Origin of the sequence: Streptomyces sp. NPDC001594 (genome assembly GCF_042893675.1) — a bacterium.
In the GTDB taxonomy this organism is placed as follows: Bacteria; Actinomycetota; Actinomycetes; order Streptomycetales; family Streptomycetaceae; genus Streptomyces.
The window spans coordinates 350,731-366,584 of sequence record NZ_JBIAVB010000005.1; the positions used below are offsets into that span (position 1 = coordinate 350,731).

The 15,854-nt window shown below is 75.3% G+C and carries 14 protein-coding genes; 11 read left to right on the forward strand and 3 right to left on the reverse strand.

Annotation, left to right across the window (positions count from 1 at the left end):
- Positions 1-58: 58 nt before the first annotated feature.
- The 5 genes from ACFY0O_RS13095 to ACFY0O_RS13115 all read left to right on the forward strand — a co-directional run bounded on the left by ACFY0O_RS13095 (position 59) and on the right by ACFY0O_RS13115 (position 6,829).
- Positions 59-3,847, forward strand: coding sequence for a hypothetical protein (locus ACFY0O_RS13095; protein WP_388946397.1), 3,789 nt, complete (start codon positions 59-61; stop codon positions 3,845-3,847).
- 121 nt (positions 3,848-3,968) lie between these two features.
- On the forward strand, positions 3,969-4,136 hold the full coding sequence (locus tag ACFY0O_RS13100) for a hypothetical protein (protein WP_358893884.1): 168 nt from the start codon (positions 3,969-3,971) through the stop codon (positions 4,134-4,136).
- Between the two features lie 251 nt (positions 4,137-4,387).
- Positions 4,388-5,158, forward strand: coding sequence for an ABC transporter substrate-binding protein (locus ACFY0O_RS13105; protein WP_121017501.1), 771 nt, complete (start codon positions 4,388-4,390; stop codon positions 5,156-5,158).
- Positions 5,155-5,955: an amino acid ABC transporter permease gene (locus tag ACFY0O_RS13110; RefSeq protein WP_358893885.1), complete on the forward strand. Its 801-nt coding sequence runs from the start codon at positions 5,155-5,157 to the stop codon at positions 5,953-5,955. The genes ACFY0O_RS13105 and ACFY0O_RS13110 overlap by 4 nt, the downstream gene beginning before the upstream one ends.
- A 13-nt stretch (positions 5,956-5,968) precedes the next feature.
- Complete coding sequence (locus ACFY0O_RS13115; protein ID WP_388946401.1) at positions 5,969-6,829, forward strand: amino acid ABC transporter ATP-binding protein; 861 nt, start codon at positions 5,969-5,971, stop codon at positions 6,827-6,829.
- Positions 6,830-6,844: 15 nt separating this feature from the next.
- On the opposite strand, the gene ACFY0O_RS13120 is transcribed toward ACFY0O_RS13115, so the two are convergent.
- Positions 6,845-8,035 (reverse strand): MFS transporter, encoded by a 1,191-nt coding sequence (locus ACFY0O_RS13120; protein WP_388946403.1) that lies wholly within the window; start codon positions 8,033-8,035, stop codon positions 6,845-6,847.
- Positions 8,036-8,376: 341 nt separating this feature from the next.
- On the opposite strand from ACFY0O_RS13120, the gene epsC reads away from it, so the two are divergent.
- The 6 genes from epsC to ACFY0O_RS13150 all read left to right on the forward strand — a co-directional run bounded on the left by epsC (position 8,377) and on the right by ACFY0O_RS13150 (position 14,214).
- Positions 8,377-9,015, forward strand: a complete 639-nt coding sequence (gene epsC, locus ACFY0O_RS13125) for a serine O-acetyltransferase EpsC (protein WP_388946716.1) — start codon at positions 8,377-8,379, stop codon at positions 9,013-9,015.
- A 125-nt stretch (positions 9,016-9,140) separates the two neighbouring features.
- Positions 9,141-10,229: a PLP-dependent cysteine synthase family protein gene (locus ACFY0O_RS13130; protein WP_388946405.1), complete on the forward strand. Its 1,089-nt coding sequence runs from the start codon at positions 9,141-9,143 to the stop codon at positions 10,227-10,229.
- A 67-nt stretch (positions 10,230-10,296) separates the two neighbouring features.
- On the forward strand, positions 10,297-10,878 hold the full coding sequence (locus ACFY0O_RS13135) for a hypothetical protein (RefSeq protein WP_388946407.1): 582 nt from the start codon (positions 10,297-10,299) through the stop codon (positions 10,876-10,878).
- A gap of 389 nt (positions 10,879-11,267) precedes the next feature.
- On the forward strand, positions 11,268-12,620 hold the full coding sequence (locus tag ACFY0O_RS13140) for a nucleobase:cation symporter-2 family protein (RefSeq protein ID WP_358893889.1): 1,353 nt from the start codon (positions 11,268-11,270) through the stop codon (positions 12,618-12,620).
- 7 nt (positions 12,621-12,627) lie between these two features.
- Entirely contained in the window at positions 12,628-13,335 is a 708-nt protein-coding gene (locus ACFY0O_RS13145) for a helix-turn-helix domain-containing protein (RefSeq protein WP_388946410.1), read from the forward strand.
- 93 nt (positions 13,336-13,428) lie between these two features.
- Positions 13,429-14,214, forward strand: a complete 786-nt coding sequence (locus ACFY0O_RS13150) for a class I SAM-dependent methyltransferase (RefSeq protein WP_388946412.1) — start codon at positions 13,429-13,431, stop codon at positions 14,212-14,214.
- Positions 14,215-14,480: 266 nt separating this feature from the next.
- Here ACFY0O_RS13150 and ACFY0O_RS13155 read toward each other — a convergent pair whose 3' ends face one another.
- A complete protein-coding gene (locus ACFY0O_RS13155) occupies positions 14,481-15,368 on the reverse strand; it encodes a TIGR03619 family F420-dependent LLM class oxidoreductase (RefSeq protein ID WP_388946414.1) in 888 nt (295 codons plus the stop codon).
- An 83-nt stretch (positions 15,369-15,451) separates the two neighbouring features.
- Positions 15,452-15,784: a YnfA family protein gene (locus ACFY0O_RS13160; RefSeq protein WP_388946417.1), complete on the reverse strand. Its 333-nt coding sequence runs from the start codon at positions 15,782-15,784 to the stop codon at positions 15,452-15,454.
- Positions 15,785-15,854 lie beyond the last annotated feature (70 nt).

Below are 15,854 nucleotides of genomic sequence, written 5' to 3' on the forward strand. Positions count from 1 at the left end.
CGGCGGACGCGGGGGCGGGGCCGGGGAGTTGTCAGACCCGCTCCCTAGCATGGCGTCCATGAGCCACTCGCACAGCAGTCCGGTCTCCCAGGTGGTGCGCGCCGCCCTCGCCCCACCCCGCGGCGGCGCCGCCCCCGTGGCGGGCGCCGCCCTGCGGGCGGTGGAGGAGGCCCGCCCCGCGCGCACCCTCGGGGCGGCCGTCGCCGCCGCCGGCGGAGTGGACGGGGCGGCGGCGGAGCGGTTGCGCGCCTGGGTGGCCGGGCTGCCCGGCGACCGGTGGCCCGGTCTGCACGACGCGCTCGTCCGCCACCGGGGCACCCTGTCCGGCCTGCTGGCCGACGTCCCGCCGCCCGCGCCGCCGGCCGCCCCCGGCGAGGTCCGCCCGCCGGTGCCCCGCAGCGTGCACGCCACCCTCGCCCTGCTGCTGGAGCACGCCCGGCCCGAACAGGCCGCCGCGGCCCTGGCGGTGTTCCCCGACCGCACCCGTGACGCCCTCCTCGCGGGCGGCGCGCTGCCCGGCCCGCAGCTGGTCACCGCCGTCACGGAGCACGGGGACACGGCCGCCCGGGCCGCCCTGGCCCGCCACCCGCGGCTCGACAGCCGGGTGCTGGCCCGGCTGCTCGCCGTCGGGGACGCCGGCGTCGCGGCCGCCGTCTACCGCAACCCGCGCTGCACCACGTCCCTGCGCCGCACCCTCGTGCGCAACCTCCACCGGGTACCGATGGACGGGGACCTGCGCGCCGAACTGACCGACGGCACGCGCCTGCTCCCGGCCACCTGGCTCACCCCGCTGCTCACCTCCGGCGACCCGGAGCTCACCGTGCGCGCGCTGAGGTCCCTGGAGACGCGCGGCGTGGTCCAGCGGCACGCGCTCGTGCGCATATGGGAAACCGCCGGACAGCGGGCCCTGGAGGCCCTGCTGGACGGCTCGGACGTGCTGCGGCATCTGAGCCTGCCCGTCTGCTCGGCCGTCCGCAAGGCCTTGGCCGAGGAGGACGGTTCGGGCAACGGGCTGCGCCGCCTGCGCGAGGGCGGCGAGCCCTACGAGGACCCCGCCCGGCTGCCGGCGCTGCTGGCCACCACCCGGGGCACGAGCAGCCTCGCCGCCCTGCTGGCCGAGCCGTACGCCCACGACATGGCGGCCCTCGCCGAGGCGCACGCCAAGACCCCGTTCATGCCCAAGGCCTGCGAGGAGCTCGCCCGGCACGAGGCGGCGGACGACGCCCAGCGCCTGGCGTTCCGGCTCAGCGTCCTCAATGAGCCCTGGCGCGTCGGCGGACGGCGCGTCGGCAACGCGGAGCCGCCCGGGCGGCGCCTGGCCCGCGAACCGCTCGACGACTCGGCCGCGAAGTGGGCGGAGGGCATGGCCGCGGCCGGGCTCCTCGACCCGGCCGGACTGATCCGCACCGCCCGCCCCGCCGTGCACGCGGTGGCCGCCCTGGCCCGGCTCACCGAACGCGGCCTGCTCACCGACACCGCCCGGGACGAACTCGCCGCCCTCGCCGCCACCCACCTCGGCGAACGCCCCGAGGCCTGGGCGGCCCTGGACGCTGCCCTGCCCGCCCACCAGGGCACCCTGGCGGAGCTGATCGCCGAGGCCGGCCGCACCCCGGAGCCCCGGCCGACCCGCCCGACAGCCCCGGCCCCCGACGAGGCACCGGCGCACCCTGTCCTGCCCGCGCAGTCCGGGGCGCCGATACCGCCCGCACCCGCCGCGCAGGCAGACGGCCCCGCGCAGCCGGAGGCATCGGCCCAGTCGGCACCGCCCGCGCGGGCCGGGGAGTCGGCGCACCCCGGAGCTCCGGCGCAGCCCGACGCGTCGGCGCAGCTCACAACCCCCGCGCAGGGCGAAGGAGCAGAGCCGTCCGAGGCACCGGGGCGCCCCGACGCTCCCTCGGAGGACGGGGCGGCCGGGACGGTCGGGCGGGCCGCGGCCGTCGCTTCGGCCGGTCAGGCGGCGCCGCCGGAGGCCCCCCGCACCCCCGACGAGCGGGCCGCTCTCGCCGCCCTCGACCTGCTGTACTCCCTCGCGCCCGCCGACGCCCCGCTCCCCGAAGACCCCGCCGTCCTGCGTTTCCTGGCGCACCACCGGCAGGAGGACGCCCCCGGCCTCGCGACCCCCCGCTGGCTGGCCCGGGCCTGCGCGGCCGCCGGGGTAGAACCGTCCGACGGCGCCTGGCACACCGCCCCCACCGCCGAGGAGGTCCGCGCGGAGCGCCCCCGCTCCTGGGGCGCCGGCACCCGGCTCACCGAACAGGCCTACACCCAGGGCCTCCTCCCCGCCGACGAGCTGGTCCGCCTGCTCCCGGCACGGGACCTGGTCCTGCTGCCCCACGACTGGCGCCGCATGGCCTTCGCGTCGGCCTGGCGGGGGGCCCTCGCCAGGCTGTTGCGCACGGAACTGGGCACCGACCCCGACGGCTGGCTCCGGCTGGCGCGCACCGCCGCGCTCCACGGCGGCCTGGACCGGCGCGTGGACGAGGGCGGCCCCGGCTGGGCCGAACTCCTGCGGCTGTCCCGCACCGAGGACCCGGGATCCGGCCCCCACCTGCCGTCCGGCCCGCCCGCCCGGGGTGCGGCGAGCAGCCCCCCGGCCACCCCGGACGAGGCGCTGCGGCTGCTGGAAGGGGGCAACCGGCGCTGGGCCTGGCCCCTCGGCACCCTGCTGTCCCTGGCCGACGCCGGCGTGGTCGACGCGGTCCTGCCCCGCCTCGGCCCCGACGGGCCCTGGCTGCTCGCGGCGTACCTGCTGCGCCACGACCGGACCCCGCGCGTCCTCCTCGACCGGCTGCTCGCCGGACGCGACCCCGAGGCCCTGCGCGTCCTGGCCTCCCAGTCGCGCCGGCTGGCCGAGGACGCCAGGGACCTCCTGGTCGACCTCGACGACCCCGAGGTCGACCTCACCCTGCTGCGCCGCGGCTTCACCTCCCACCTCGGGGCCCGGATCGTCACCCGCCCCCACGGGCGCACCAGCGCCCGGCTCCTGGCGGAGCTGCGGGCGGACCCCTCCGGCCCGCTGCCCGGGGGCGCCCTCTGGCTGCGCTCGCGCGAACCCGCCCTGATCGAGGAGGTCTTCGCCCGCCAGGGAGGCGAACTGGGCTTCGCCCAGCAGGCGGTGGGCTGCCTGGGCCTGCTCGAACACGGCGGAGCCGCCCGGCTCGCGGCCCTGGCCGGCCGGGACCTGCTCGGCCCGGCGGCCGCCCGGCTGTGCGCCAAGGCGCTCGCGTCGAAGGACCCGGCCGCGGTGCTCCGGGCCCGCGTCGAGCGCGAACTGGACCCGGTCAAGCTCCTCACGCGGCTGCGCCGGGGCCCCACGCACTGGCAGACGACCAGTGCCGTCCTGGCGACGCCCGGGGCGGTCGACTGGGAGGCCCTGGCCGCCGCGCACGAGCAGGAGCCCCTCCCGAACTGGGAGTACCTGGTCAACCTCCGCAGCGCCCCCGCCGCAGTGCGGCTCCGCTACGCCGGACTGCTCCACGAGCCCGGCCCCGACGGCCTGCCCGACGGCCCCGAAGCCACCCGTGCCCGCGCCCGGCGCGGACTGGCCGGCCTCCACCACTGCCCGCCCGTCACCCAGCTCGACGGCCTGCTGGCCTCGGGCGCGCTCGCCCCGGACGACCTGCTGCGCACGGCGGCCCCGGCCGCGCGGATGCTCGCCTACCTGAACACCGCAGCCCGCCGTCCGGACGCCCCGCCCGCGGCCCGAACCGCCCTGGCCGCCCTCGCCGCCCTCGTCGGGGGCCGCCTCGCCGCCGATCCCGCCGCCTGGGCCGCGGTGGTCTCCCGGCTGACGGGCCGTGACCCCGGCTGGGACCCGGTCTCGCCCGTTTCCGTCCTCCTGGGCTGACGGTGTGTACGTCATGTGAAGAAATGTCATTGGGGGCGTTCGGGTGGGAGTCGCAGCCGCCCGCAACCGAGTGCACAGAGTAATAACTCATCACAGCCAGTAACTACATTCGGGAGGTTCGATGGACACCACACCGACGTACGCACTGTCATCCCGCACGCCCCGCTGGGCGCTCGACCCCTACCGGTTCCCCGGCCTCGAAGGCCTGGAGGAGGCCGAGCCACTCGGGGACCCCGGCGGCGCGCCCGCTCCGGCACCCGCCGCGAACCCGCACCGGCCCCCGCGCTGACGCAGCCCGCCGGGGACGGGACCACGGGCCCGTCCCCGGACCCGCCGCATCGCGAATCACCCGCCGCCGCGCACCGGCGGGGCTTACGATCTCGATCGGACGGTCCCGTCCCGCGACCGCCGCCCGCCCTGCACCCGTGGAGGTCAACCGTGTTCCGCACGGCCGAAGGACACCGCAGTCAGCGCACCAGCACCCGCCGCGGCCCCCGCGGCCGCTCCGCCCTCCGGGCCGCGGCCGCCGCCGCGGCCGGCATGTTCCTCGCCGTGGGCTGCTCCTCCTCCGGCGACAGCGGGCCCGGCGAGGCCGCCGGGGGAGTCCCCGTCGTACAGAAGGGCAAGCTCACCACCTGCACCCACCTGCCCTACCCCCCCTTCCAGTTCGAGCAGAACGGCAAGGTCGTCGGCTTCGACGTGGCCCTCATCGACCTCGTCGCCCAGAACCTCAAGGTCGAGCAGAAGATCCTCGACACCCCGTTCGAGAACTTCAAGACCGGCGCCTTCCTGAACTCCGGCCAGTGCGACCTCGCCGCCGCCGGCATGACGATCACCGACGAGCGCAAGAAGAACGTCGACTTCTCCGTCCCCTACTTCGACGCGACCCAGGCGCTGCTGGCGACCAAGAAGAGCGGCATCACCTCCCTCGCCGACGTCAAGGCCAAGTCCGCCAAGCTCGGCGCCCAGGCCGAGACCACCGGCGAGAGCTACGCCAAGAGCCAGGGGTTCAACCCCGTCGCCTTCGAGAGCTCTGACGCGGTCCTCAACGGACTGCGCACGGGCCAGGTCGACGCGGTCGTCATCGACTACCCGGTCGTCCAGGGCTGGCTCAAGGACAAGGCCAACGCCTCCGCGTTCGTCCTCGGCCAGAACATCGAGACGGGGGAGAAGTACGGCTTCTCCGTGAAGAAGGGCAACTCCGCCCTCCTCGCCGCCATCGACAAGGCCATCACCACCGCCAAGGCCGACGGCACCTACAAGAAGATCTACGAGCAGTGGATCGGCCCGCTGCCCCAGGCGGCGTCGTGACCTCTCGGCTGACCCGGCGCCAGCGGCGCCGAGTCTGGCAGGGCGTCCAGTACGCGGTCTTCGTAGCGGTGCTGGTCCTGGTGGGCGTCCTCGCCGACTGGGACCGGCTGCAGAACCAGTTCGCGCAGAAGGACCTGGTGGCGCGGCTCTTCCCGCAGATCATCACCACCGCCCTGCGCAACACGGTGGTGTACACCTTCTCCGGGTTCGCCTTCGGCCTGGTGCTCGGGCTGGTCATCGCCATGATGCGGCTCTCGTCGGTGGCCCCCTACCGCTGGGTCGCGACCGTCTACATCGAGCTGTTCCGCGGCCTGCCGGCCCTGCTGATCTTCATCTTCGTCGGGGTCGCCGTGCCGCTGGCGTTCCCCGGCACCGCGATCCCCGGAGGGACGTACGGGAAGGTCGCGCTGGGCCTCGGCCTGGTCGCGGCCGCCTACATGGCGGAGACGATCCGGGCCGGCATCCAGGCCGTGCCCAAGGGCCAGATGGAGGCCGCCCGCTCGCTCGGCTTCTCCCACGGGCGCGCCATGGTGTCCGTGATCATCCCGCAGGCCTTCCGGATCGTCATCCCGCCGCTCACCAACGAGCTCGTCCTGCTGTTCAAGGACTCCTCGCTGGTGCTGTTCCTGGGCGTCACCCTGGAGGAGCGGGAGCTGACCAAGTTCGGCCGGGACCTCGCCAGCGAGACCGCCAACTCCACCCCGATCCTGGTCGCGGGCCTGTGCTACCTCCTGGTGACCGTACCGCTGAGCTTCGTGGTGCGCCGCCTGGAAGCCCGCGCCGACAAGGCCACGTGAGGAGGAGGACACCATGTCACGGACCACGGGAACGGCGGGGGCGGGGGACACCATGGGCGCGGAGCGCGCGGAGATCGAGATCCGGGGACTGCACAAGTCCTTCGGCGACAACCACGTGCTGCGCGGCATCGACCTCGACGTCGCCCGCGGCGAGGTGGTGTGCGTCATCGGGCCCTCGGGCTCGGGCAAGTCCACCCTGCTGCGCTGCGTCAACCTGCTGGAGGAACCGAGCGGGGGCCAGGTCTTCGTCGGCGGTACGGAGCTCACCGACCCCGATGTCGACATCGATGCCGCGCGCCGCCGCATCGGCATGGTCTTCCAGCAGTTCAACCTCTTCCCGCACGTGAGCGTCACCGGCAACCTCACCCTGCCGCAGCGCCGGGTGCTGGGCCGGGACAAGGAGAAGGCCGCGGCCGTCGCCCGCGAGAACCTGGAGCGCGTGGGCCTCGCGGAGAAGGCGGACGCCTACCCGGCCCAGCTGTCCGGCGGGCAGCAGCAGCGCGTGGCGATCGCCCGGGCCCTGTCGATGGGGCCGGAGGTGATGCTCTTCGACGAGCCGACCTCGGCCCTCGACCCCGAACTCGTCGGCGAGGTGCTGTCGGTGATGCGGGTCCTGGCCGGGGAGGGGATGACGATGATGGTCGTCACGCACGAGATGAGCTTCGCCCGCGAGGTCGCCGACCGGGTGGTGTTCATGGACGGCGGTGTCATCGTCGAACAGGGGCCCGCGGAGCAGGTGGTCACCCGGCCCTCCCAGGAACGCACCCGTGACTTCCTCAACCGCGTCCTGGATCCGGCGGCCGCCCCGGCCCCGGGCCCGCGCGAGGACGGCGGCCGGGAGTCGGCCGGCGGCCCGGGAACGGGCGGCGGCTGACCCGGCGCCGGCGGCTCAGCTCCCCGTCCGCGCCGGCCGCCACAGCAGGTAGGCGCCGGCGGCCGAGACCAGGAGGGCCATGCAGGCGATGAACACCAGCCCCGCGCCCTCCAGTCCGACCGGACCCACCAGCAGCCCCACCCCGATCACCGGCACCGAGATGCCGAAGTACGCCACCACGAACAGCGTCGAGATCACCGCGGCGCGCCGGTCCTCCGGCGAGGCCTCGGCCACCGCGGACAGCGCCCCGCGGAACGCCAGCCCCTGCCCGCACCCCCCGACCAGCGCGCTCAGCACCACCAGCACCAGCAGCTCCCACCGCAGGGCGGCCGCCAGCAGGGCCAGCCCGCCCAGCAGGACCGCGCAGCCCAGCGGCAGCGAGCGCCCCACCCCGAGCCGGCCGACCGCCAGCTGCCCGGCGGTGGAGCAGAAGAAGGCCAGCGCGACGACCACCCCGCTCAGGGCGTGATCGCGCACCCCGAGCGATTCCGAGAGGAACGCCGGGCTGACCGAGGTGAACACCCCGAAGAGGGCGAAGCCCGCGAACGAGGCGATCGCCGCCGGCCCGAACACCGGCCGCACCGGCGGGGGCAGCCCCGGCCGCTGCGGCCGCACGGCACGCAGCGGGCCCCGCTCCCGCACGGTCTCCGGCAGCCACAGCACCACGGCCGCCGCCCCGGCCACCAGGGCGAGGTGGACGGCGAACGGCAGGTACAGCGGCCAGGGCGCGTACTGCGCGAGCACCCCGGCGAGCAGCGGGCCGCAGCCGAGGCCGCCCATGTTGGCGGCCGTGGCCACGAACGTGGCCCGGGCCCGGCCCTCCTCGGGGGCCAGTTCGAGGACGTAGGCCGTGGCGGCCCCGGTGAACAGCCCGGCCGACAGGCCCGACAGCAGCCGCCCAGCGTACAGCCAGGGCAGCCCGGAGGCGGCGAGGAAGCAGACGGCACTCCCCGCCGCACAGCCCAGCCCGGCCAGCAGCACCGGCCGCCTGCCCACCGAGTCCGAGGCGTTCCCGGCCAGCAGCAGCACCCCGATGACGGCGAAGGCGTACACCGCGTACACGACCGTCACCGTCAGCTCGGAGAAGGAGAACTTCTCCTGGTACAGGCCGTAGAGCGGGGTGGGCAGCGTGGTGCCGGTCATGCACACCGCGAACACCGCCCCGCCGAGCACACACGCGCGCCACCCTCGCCGATCACCGTCCATGCCGCCGACGGTAACCCCGCCCGCCACCCCCGCCCGGCAGGCGCGCGCCGGGTCCCGCGGGCGACGGGGAGTGGTCCCGTACGCAGGAGTGCCCGCCGGCCCCGCAGGGCACGGCCGGGGCTCCAGCGGTCCTCCGGTGCCGTGCGAGCCATGGTCCAGCCGGGCTGCGGCAGGCGCTGGCACCGTATCGGCACGGACGCGGTCCGGATGGCATGCGCATTCCACCGCCGCTCCGACCCGGATACGGCGGTCCTGCCGGGCCCACCCGCCCCGCGCGTGCACGAGGCCTGCCGACCGGGACGCCCAGAAACAAAGGAGTTCCCCTGGTGAAGACCGTTCTGATGTCGGGTCGTACCCGACGGAACTCGGCGCACGACAAGGAGCCCGGGCTGCTGCGGATCATGAAGGAGGACCTGGACGTCGTCGTCGCCCAGGACCCCTCCATGCGCAACCGCCGCGAAGCACTGCTGCACGCCGCCCTGCCGGCCCTGTGGGCGCACCGCGTGGCCCACCGCCTGCACCGGCGTGGCATGCGCATGACAGCCGGGCTCATCGCCTGGCAGGCGCGCCGCAAGACCTCCGTGGAGATCCACCCCGGTGCCGTCCTCGGCCGGCGGGTGTTCATCGACCACGGCGCGGCCGTCGTGATCGGCGAGACCGCGGTGGTCGGGGACGACGTGACGATCTATCACCAGGTGACCCTGGGGGCGGTCGGCTGGTGGAGCGACAACAAGCGGCCCGTGGGTGAACGCCGCCACCCCGTGGTGGGCCACCACGTCGTGCTCGGCACCAACGCGACGGTCCTCGGCCCCGTCACCATCGGCGAGCACGCCGTCATCGGGGCCCAGGCCCTCGTCAACAAGGACGTCCCCCCGGGGGCCCGCGTCCTGGCCGCCACCGCCGTGATCAAGGCGGTCGGCGAGCAGCCGCAGCCCATGGAGGACCTGTACGCGGTGACGGCCTCGGCCGGCTCCTGGTAGGCCCCGGCCGCCGCACCCCTTCCCCGCCTCGCACCTCCCCCCACGAAGACTGCGTCGGCGTACGGGCGGACCGTACGACCACCCCCGACAGGCAGCCGCACGACCCGACTTGTGAGGAAGCACACGTGGAAAGCCGTAAGACGCGCCCCATCGCCGACAGCATCGAGGACCTGATCGGTTCGACCCCGCTGATCCGCCTCCACTTCGAGGACACCGCCCCGGGCACGCACGTGCTGGCCAAGCTCGAGGCCGCCAACCCGATGTCCACCAGCAAGGACCGCGCCGCCCTCTACATGCTGCGCGCCGCCGAGGGGCGCGGCGAGCTCACCCCGGGCAGCGGCACGGTGATCGAGGCCACCTCCGGGAACACCGGCATCTCCCTGGCCGCCCTCTGCGCCGCCCGCGGCTACCACTGCGTCATCGTGCTCCCCGACAGCGCCACCCGCGAGCGGATCGGCATGCTGCGGGCGCTCGGCGCGGAGGTCGTGCGCACCCCCCGGGAGCAGGGGTACTCCGGAGCGATAGCCAAGGCCGAGGAGCTGCACGCGGCGACCCCCGGCTCCTGGTTCCCCCGCCAGCACGAGAACGCCGACAACGTGCGGGCCCACTACGAGACCACCGGACCGGAGATCTGGGCGGACACGGAGGGCCGCGTCGACGTCCTGGTCTGCGGCGTGGGCACCGGCGGCACGCTGAGCGGCACGGCCGCGTACCTCAAGGAGCAGAACCCGGGGATACGCGTCGTCGCGGTCGAGCCGGAGAACTCCCCGGTCCTCACCCAGGGCACCGGCGGCCTGCACCGCATCCCCGGCCTCAACGGCGGCTTCGTGGCCCCCACGACCGACGTCTCGCTGATCGACTACGTGGTGACCGTCACCGACGAGGACGCGGTCGCCGCCGCGCGGCAGCTCGCCCGCCGCCAGGGCATCTTCGCCGGGGTCTCCTCGGGTGCCGTCGCCCACGCCTCGGCCCGGCTGGCCGCCCACCCGGACTACGTCGGCGCCTCGATCGTCACCCTGCTGCCCGACACCGGCGAGCGCTACCTCAGCCTGTGGGAAGAGGAGGAGGCCGCCGAGGCCCGGCAGCCGGCCCGCAGGCCCTCCGCCGCGCGGGGTCGCGCCCCTTCGCAGACCGCCCCGCAGCCGGCGCGGCAGGCCGCGCAGGCCCCGCAGGAGTCCCCCGAGCAGCCCCTGGCCCTGACCACGAAGGGCTGACCCCCCGGCCCCCCTCCCGCGCAACCGCCCGCCCGCCCCCGCACGTCCGAAGGTGGGGGTGGTGTGCGTGACGGAGGAGGAACCGGGAGCCCGGCGGCCCGCCGCGATGGCGCTGCCCGCCGTCGCCGCGGCGTGCGTGTACGCCTGGGCCCGCTGGTGTTTCGGCGGATCCGCCGCCCCGTCGGCCACCTTCGCGGTGGCCGGCGGGGCGGTGCTGCTCCTCGGCGCGGCCGTGGCGTACTTCGCGGCCGTGCGCGGGGCCGGCGGCCTCTTCGGCGCGCTGCTGCTCGCGCTGGGGCTGCTCTCGACGGTGGCGGCCACGGAACAGGCCGCGGCGCGCGGTGCGGTCGCCGCCTGCGTCGTCCGGGAGTCCCGGGCCGAGGTGGAGGCCTCGTTCGGCGAGGGCGGTGCGGAGAAGACGGTGTACCGCCTCGCGCTGGACTGCCCCGGAGGCTACCCCGCCGAGCTCAAGGACGCCCCCTCCGCAGAACCCCGCGGCGGCGAGGTCCGGGTGGCCTACGACCCCCGGCGCCGCGTCTCCCCGGCGCCGGCCGGTGAGGGCCCTCCCTGGCAGGCGGCCCTGACCGCCCTGCTCCTCCTCGCCCTCTGCACGGTTCTGGCGGCGGCCCGCAGGCCTGCGGGGCCGTGAAGTCGCGTCGCTCGAAGGAAAGTTGCGGAACAACGCCCTCCGCAACGGAATCCGAAGCGAAGAAGCCGCTTCGCCATTGATTCGCAAGTTACCTGCGGGTTTGGCTAACAAAAACATGGCCGGTGACTTGCGTAACCCCGCGACCTCCGACAGTATCGGCCCCGTTCCGCCTCACAGCGCCCGGACGAGCACCGGCAACCCCGTGCCGTCCCACGCCCCGCGAGCCGCCCGATCCGAGCGGTCGCCCGTACGCGCCCTCCTCCGAGGCACACCCCCTTTTCCCACGCGACCCCCCGTCGCGTTCCCTCTCATTACCTACCCTCGAAGGCAAGGCAGAGATGGCACCACTGGCCTCGCGCCGACGTACCCCGGCAGCCGACCGTCACCCCGTGGACGCGGTCCCCCCGCTCTCCCAACTGTCGTTGTACGGCTTCCAGCACGTCCTGGCGTTCTACGCCGGCGCGGTCCTCGTACCGATCATCCTGGGCAACAGCCTGGGGCTCTCCCCGCGCGAACTCGTCTACCTGATCAACGCCGACCTGGTCACGGCCGGCATCGCCACCATCATCCAGGCCTGGGGATTCTGGCGGATCGGCGCCCGCCTCCCGCTCGTCCAGGGCGCGACCTTCACCGCCGTCTCCCCGATGATCGCCATCGGCCAGGGCGCGGGCGGCGGGACCGCGGGACTGCTGGTGGTCTACGGAGCCGTGATCACCGGCGGCATCGCCACGTTCCTGCTCGCCCCCTTCGTCGGGCGGCTCGCCAAGTACTTCCCGCCGATCGTCACCGGCACCCTCCTCACCGTCATCGGCATCGTGCTCATACCCGTGGCGCTGCAGGACGTCGGGGGCGGCTCCGACCTGATCGGCAAGCCCGGCTTCGGCGCCCCCGAGCACCTCGCCTACGCCGGCGGCACCCTCCTGCTCATCCTGCTCCTCTCCCGCTTCGGCGGACCCTTCCTGCGCAGCGTCGCCATCCTGCTCGGCCTCGTCGGCGGCACCACGGCCGCCTGGCTGCTCGGCGACGCCGACCTCGGCCCGGTGGAGCAGGCCGACTGGCTCGGCGTCAGCACCCCCTTCCACTACGGCGTCCCGCAGTTCCACCTCTTCCCGATGCTCGCGATGGCCGTCGTCATGGTCATCACCATGGTCGAGACCACCGGCGACGTCTACGCCATGGGCGAGATCACCGGCCGCGAGGTCGACGGGGAGACCGTCGCCCGGGCCCTGCGCGCCGACGGCGTGGCCACCGTCCTCGGCGGCGTCTTCAACTCCTTCCCGTACGTGGCCTTCGCCGAGAACATCGGCCTCGTCCGGATCTCCCGGGTGACCAGCCGGTTCGTCGTGGTCGCCGCCGGCTTCCTGATGATCCTGCTGGGCCTGGTCCCCAAGGCCGGAGCGGTCGTCGCCTCCGTCCCGCACCCGGTCCTCGGCGGCGCCGCCGTCGCCATGTTCGGCATGGTCGCCACCGTCGGCATCCAGATCCTCGCCAAGGTCGACCTCAGGGAGGAGCGCAACGCCCTGATCCTCGCCCTCAGCCTGGGCGCCGCGATGCTCCCGGCCGCCGTCGGCCCGTTCTTCGAACGCATGCCCACGGAGCTGCGGGCCGTCCTCGGCAGCGGCATCACCCTCGGCAGCCTCACCGCCGTGCTGCTCAACCTGTTCTTCCACAGCCTGACCGGTCGTACGGCACGGGAGGAGATCGACTGGGACGCCTTCGCCGACGCCCCGCCGGCCCGGTGATCCGCCCGTGTCCACACCCCCGTTCTCCCCCGCACAGGCCAGGGCCGCGCGCGAGCGCCTGGGCATGACGCCCGGCCACGTCGTCGCCGCCATGGCGCAGTTGGGCATGGACCGCCCGCACGAAGCGGTCCACGCCTGGGAATCCGGTACCGCCACCCCGTCCGAACCCGAACTCCTCGCCCTGGCCGACGCCCTGTGGTGCCCGGTCGCCGTGCTCATGGCCGTCACGCCCGCCACCCTGCGGGAACACCGGCTGGCGCGCGGGTTCACCGCCGAACGCCTGGCCCGGCGCATCGGCATGGACCCGGACGGCTACGCCCGCGCCGAGGCCGAACACCGCTGGCCCGGCACCGACCGCCAGACCCTGCTCCTGGCCGACGCCCTCGGCCTGAGCTCGGAGGAACTGCTCGGCGTCCTGGACCGGGACAACGAACTCGTCGCCCTGCTGTGCCAGGCCGTCGAGGGCCGCTGGAAGGTCCACGTCACCGCGCTCGCCCACCTCACCCAGGCCGACGAACGGCGGGTGGCGCGCGCACTGAAGGCACTGCACCGCGAGTACACCCGGTTCGACGAGCGCTACATGGGCCACCTCGTCGCCCGCAACGACGACGCCCGGCTCCGCGAGATCGCCGCGGACCGCGCGGCCTGGCTGCGGGCCCTGCCGGACCGCTTCCGCGCCCTCACCGGTACCGGCCCGGACCCGTCCGGGTACTGACGGCCCCGACGTGCCGGTGCGCCGCCGCCCCCGGCGCCGGCCGCCCGCCATGATGGCCGCGACGGTCGTGCGGGCGTGCGGAAGGACGGGCCGGTGTGGGCAGCGGGTGAGGCGTACGAACCGTACGTCGGCAGGTGGAGCCGTCTGGTGGCCGCCCGGTTCGTCCGCGGGCTGGACGCGGCGCCGGGCGGCAGCTGGCGTGACGTCGGATGCGGTACGGGCGCCGTCACCCGGGCGGTGCTGGACGCGGCCCGACCGGCGGCCGTGGTCGGCGCCGACCCCTCGGAGGGCTATCTGGCGTACGCCCGGGAACACGTCCGCGACCCACGGGCCCGGTTCGTCCGGGCCGACGCCCGGAACCTCCCGTTCGCCGACGCCACCGCCTCGGCGGCCGTCAGCGGACTCGTCCTCAACTTCGTTCCGGACGCGCCGCGGGCGGCCGCCGAGATGGCGCGCGTCGTCCGCCCCGGCGGGCTGGTCGGGGTCTACCTCTGGGACTACGGCGAGGGCGGGATGGAGGCCATCCGGGCCTTCTGGGACGCCGCGACCGCCCTGGACCCGGCCGCCCGGGCCCTGGACGAGGCCGTCCGCTTCCCGCTGTGCACCCGGACCGCCCTGGGCGCGCTGCTGGCCGGCGCGGGCCTCGCCGACGTGGAGACCGAGGAGATCCGCGTACCGACCCCCTTCGCGGACTTCGAGGACTACTGGACCCCCTTCCTGGGCGGACAGGGCCCCGCCCCCTCCTACCTCGCGGCGCTCCCCGAGGACCACCGCGCGGCCCTGCGCGAGCGGCTGCGGGACCGGCTGCCGCGCGCCGCGGACGGCTCGATCCCGCTCCACGCCCGGGCGTGGGCCGCCCGGGGCCGCCGCCCCGCCTGAGCCACCGCGCACAAGGCCGCCCGGTGTCAGGAGCGGGCCACGGGGGCCTGCGTCCGGCCCAGGGCCGGGCCCGTTCGAGCCGCCCGGCCAGCCGCACGCTGCCGCGCACAGAACGCAGCGGGTCCTCCTCGGTGGAGGTCAGCCGGCCACGGTACGGGCGAAGGCCAGGAGAGTGGTCACGGCCGGCAGCCGGCTCCTCGATCCGGGCGGCGGCCGCCGTGAGGGGGGCCTCCGCCGTGGCCTCGCCGCTCCGCACGATCCGCCGGTCAGCCGGCCCGCAGGCGCTCCAGTGCCTCGACGCCCAGCTCCAGGGCCTCGTCGGGGCCGGCCGCGCACTGCTGGAGGTCGACGAAGGCGCTGTCGGCACCCCTGGCCCGGATACCGTCGAGCACCGCGGCGATCTCCTCGGCGCCGGTGCCGGGCCGGACGTTGTGGCGGATGTGACGGGTCAGCGCCTCCGGATCCCGGCCCGCCTCCTCCGCGGCCCGGCGCGCCACGTCCCACAGCCCCGCCTCCATGTCCGGCGGCAGCAGCACCCCGGCCCAGCCGTCGGCCCGGCGGCCGACCCGGCGCAGCGCGGCGGGGGAGAGACCGCCGAGCAGCACCGGCGGCCCGCCCGGGCGCGCGGGGCGCAGGCCGACGTACGACTCGGGGATCGACCAGTGCGGGCCCTCGTGGCCGAACACCTCCTCGGTCCAGTAGCCGCGCAGGATGTCGAGGATCTCCTCCAGCCGGGCGCCGCGCCGGGTGAAGTCGGCGTTCACGGCGGTGTACTCGTCGCGCAGCCAGCCGATGCCCAGCCCCGCGACCAGCCGTCCGGCGCTGATCACGTCGAGGGTGGTGAGGCTGCGGGCGAGCAGCAGCGGCGGGTACCAGGGGGCGCTGAGGGTGCTGGTGGCGAGCCGGACCCGGCTGGTCGCCCCCGCGGCGGCGGTCAGCACGGTCAACGGGTCGAGGAAGGTGCGGAACCCGGGCGGGTACGGGTCCTCGGCCGTGTGGCCCGGGTAGATGTCGCTGGGCGAGACCGGCGCGAGGGACCGGTCGCCGACCCACAGCCAGCCGAAGCCGGCCTCCTCGGCCTGGCGGGCGAACGGCCCGATCGACTCGGGGCGGGCGTGTCCGCCGTACTGGGGCAGGGCTATTCCGATGTCCATCGGCCCAGTCTGGTCCGCGGGACCGGCCGCGCCGAACCTTTCCGGCGCCGGGCGTGGCGACGGCCTGATCCGACGGACACCCCCTAGCCGCGCGGCCCGTACATGATCACGCCCACCCCCGCGAGGCAGATGAGCGCCCCGACGACGTCCGCCCGGTCGGGACGGTAGCCGTCGAGGACCATGGCCCAGGCGAGGGACCCGGCCACGAACACCCCGCCGTACGCGGCGAGGATCCGGCCGAAGTTCGCGTCCTCCTGGAGGGTCGCGACGAACCCGTAGACGCCCAGGGCGATCACCCCGGCCCCGATCCACGCCCACCCCCGGTGCTCCCGCACCCCTTGCCAGACCAGCCAGGCGCCGCCGATCTCGAACAGGGCGGCAACGGCGAACAGGGCGACCGATCGGGCAACGAGCACGTCGACTACTTTCAGAGGCGGATGAGACCCGAAACTAACAGCGTTCGCCGGACGTTCGCACACGGCGTCC

Coding starts and splice junctions, on each gene's coding strand:
- ACFY0O_RS13095 (WP_388946397.1), top strand. CDS start 59: ATGAGCCACTCGCACAGCAGTCCGGTCTCCCAGGTGGTGCGCGCCGCC.
- ACFY0O_RS13100 (WP_358893884.1), top strand. CDS start 3,969: ATGGACACCACACCGACGTACGCACTGTCATCCCGCACGCCCCGCTGG.
- ACFY0O_RS13105 (WP_121017501.1), top strand. CDS start 4,388: ATGTTCCTCGCCGTGGGCTGCTCCTCCTCCGGCGACAGCGGGCCCGGC.
- ACFY0O_RS13115 (WP_388946401.1), top strand. CDS start 5,969: ATGTCACGGACCACGGGAACGGCGGGGGCGGGGGACACCATGGGCGCG.
- ACFY0O_RS13120 (WP_388946403.1), bottom strand. CDS start 8,035: ATGGACGGTGATCGGCGAGGGTGGCGCGCGTGTGTGCTCGGCGGGGCG.
- epsC (WP_388946716.1), top strand. CDS start 8,377: ATGTCGGGTCGTACCCGACGGAACTCGGCGCACGACAAGGAGCCCGGG.
- ACFY0O_RS13155 (WP_388946414.1), bottom strand. CDS start 15,368: ATGGACATCGGAATAGCCCTGCCCCAGTACGGCGGACACGCCCGCCCC.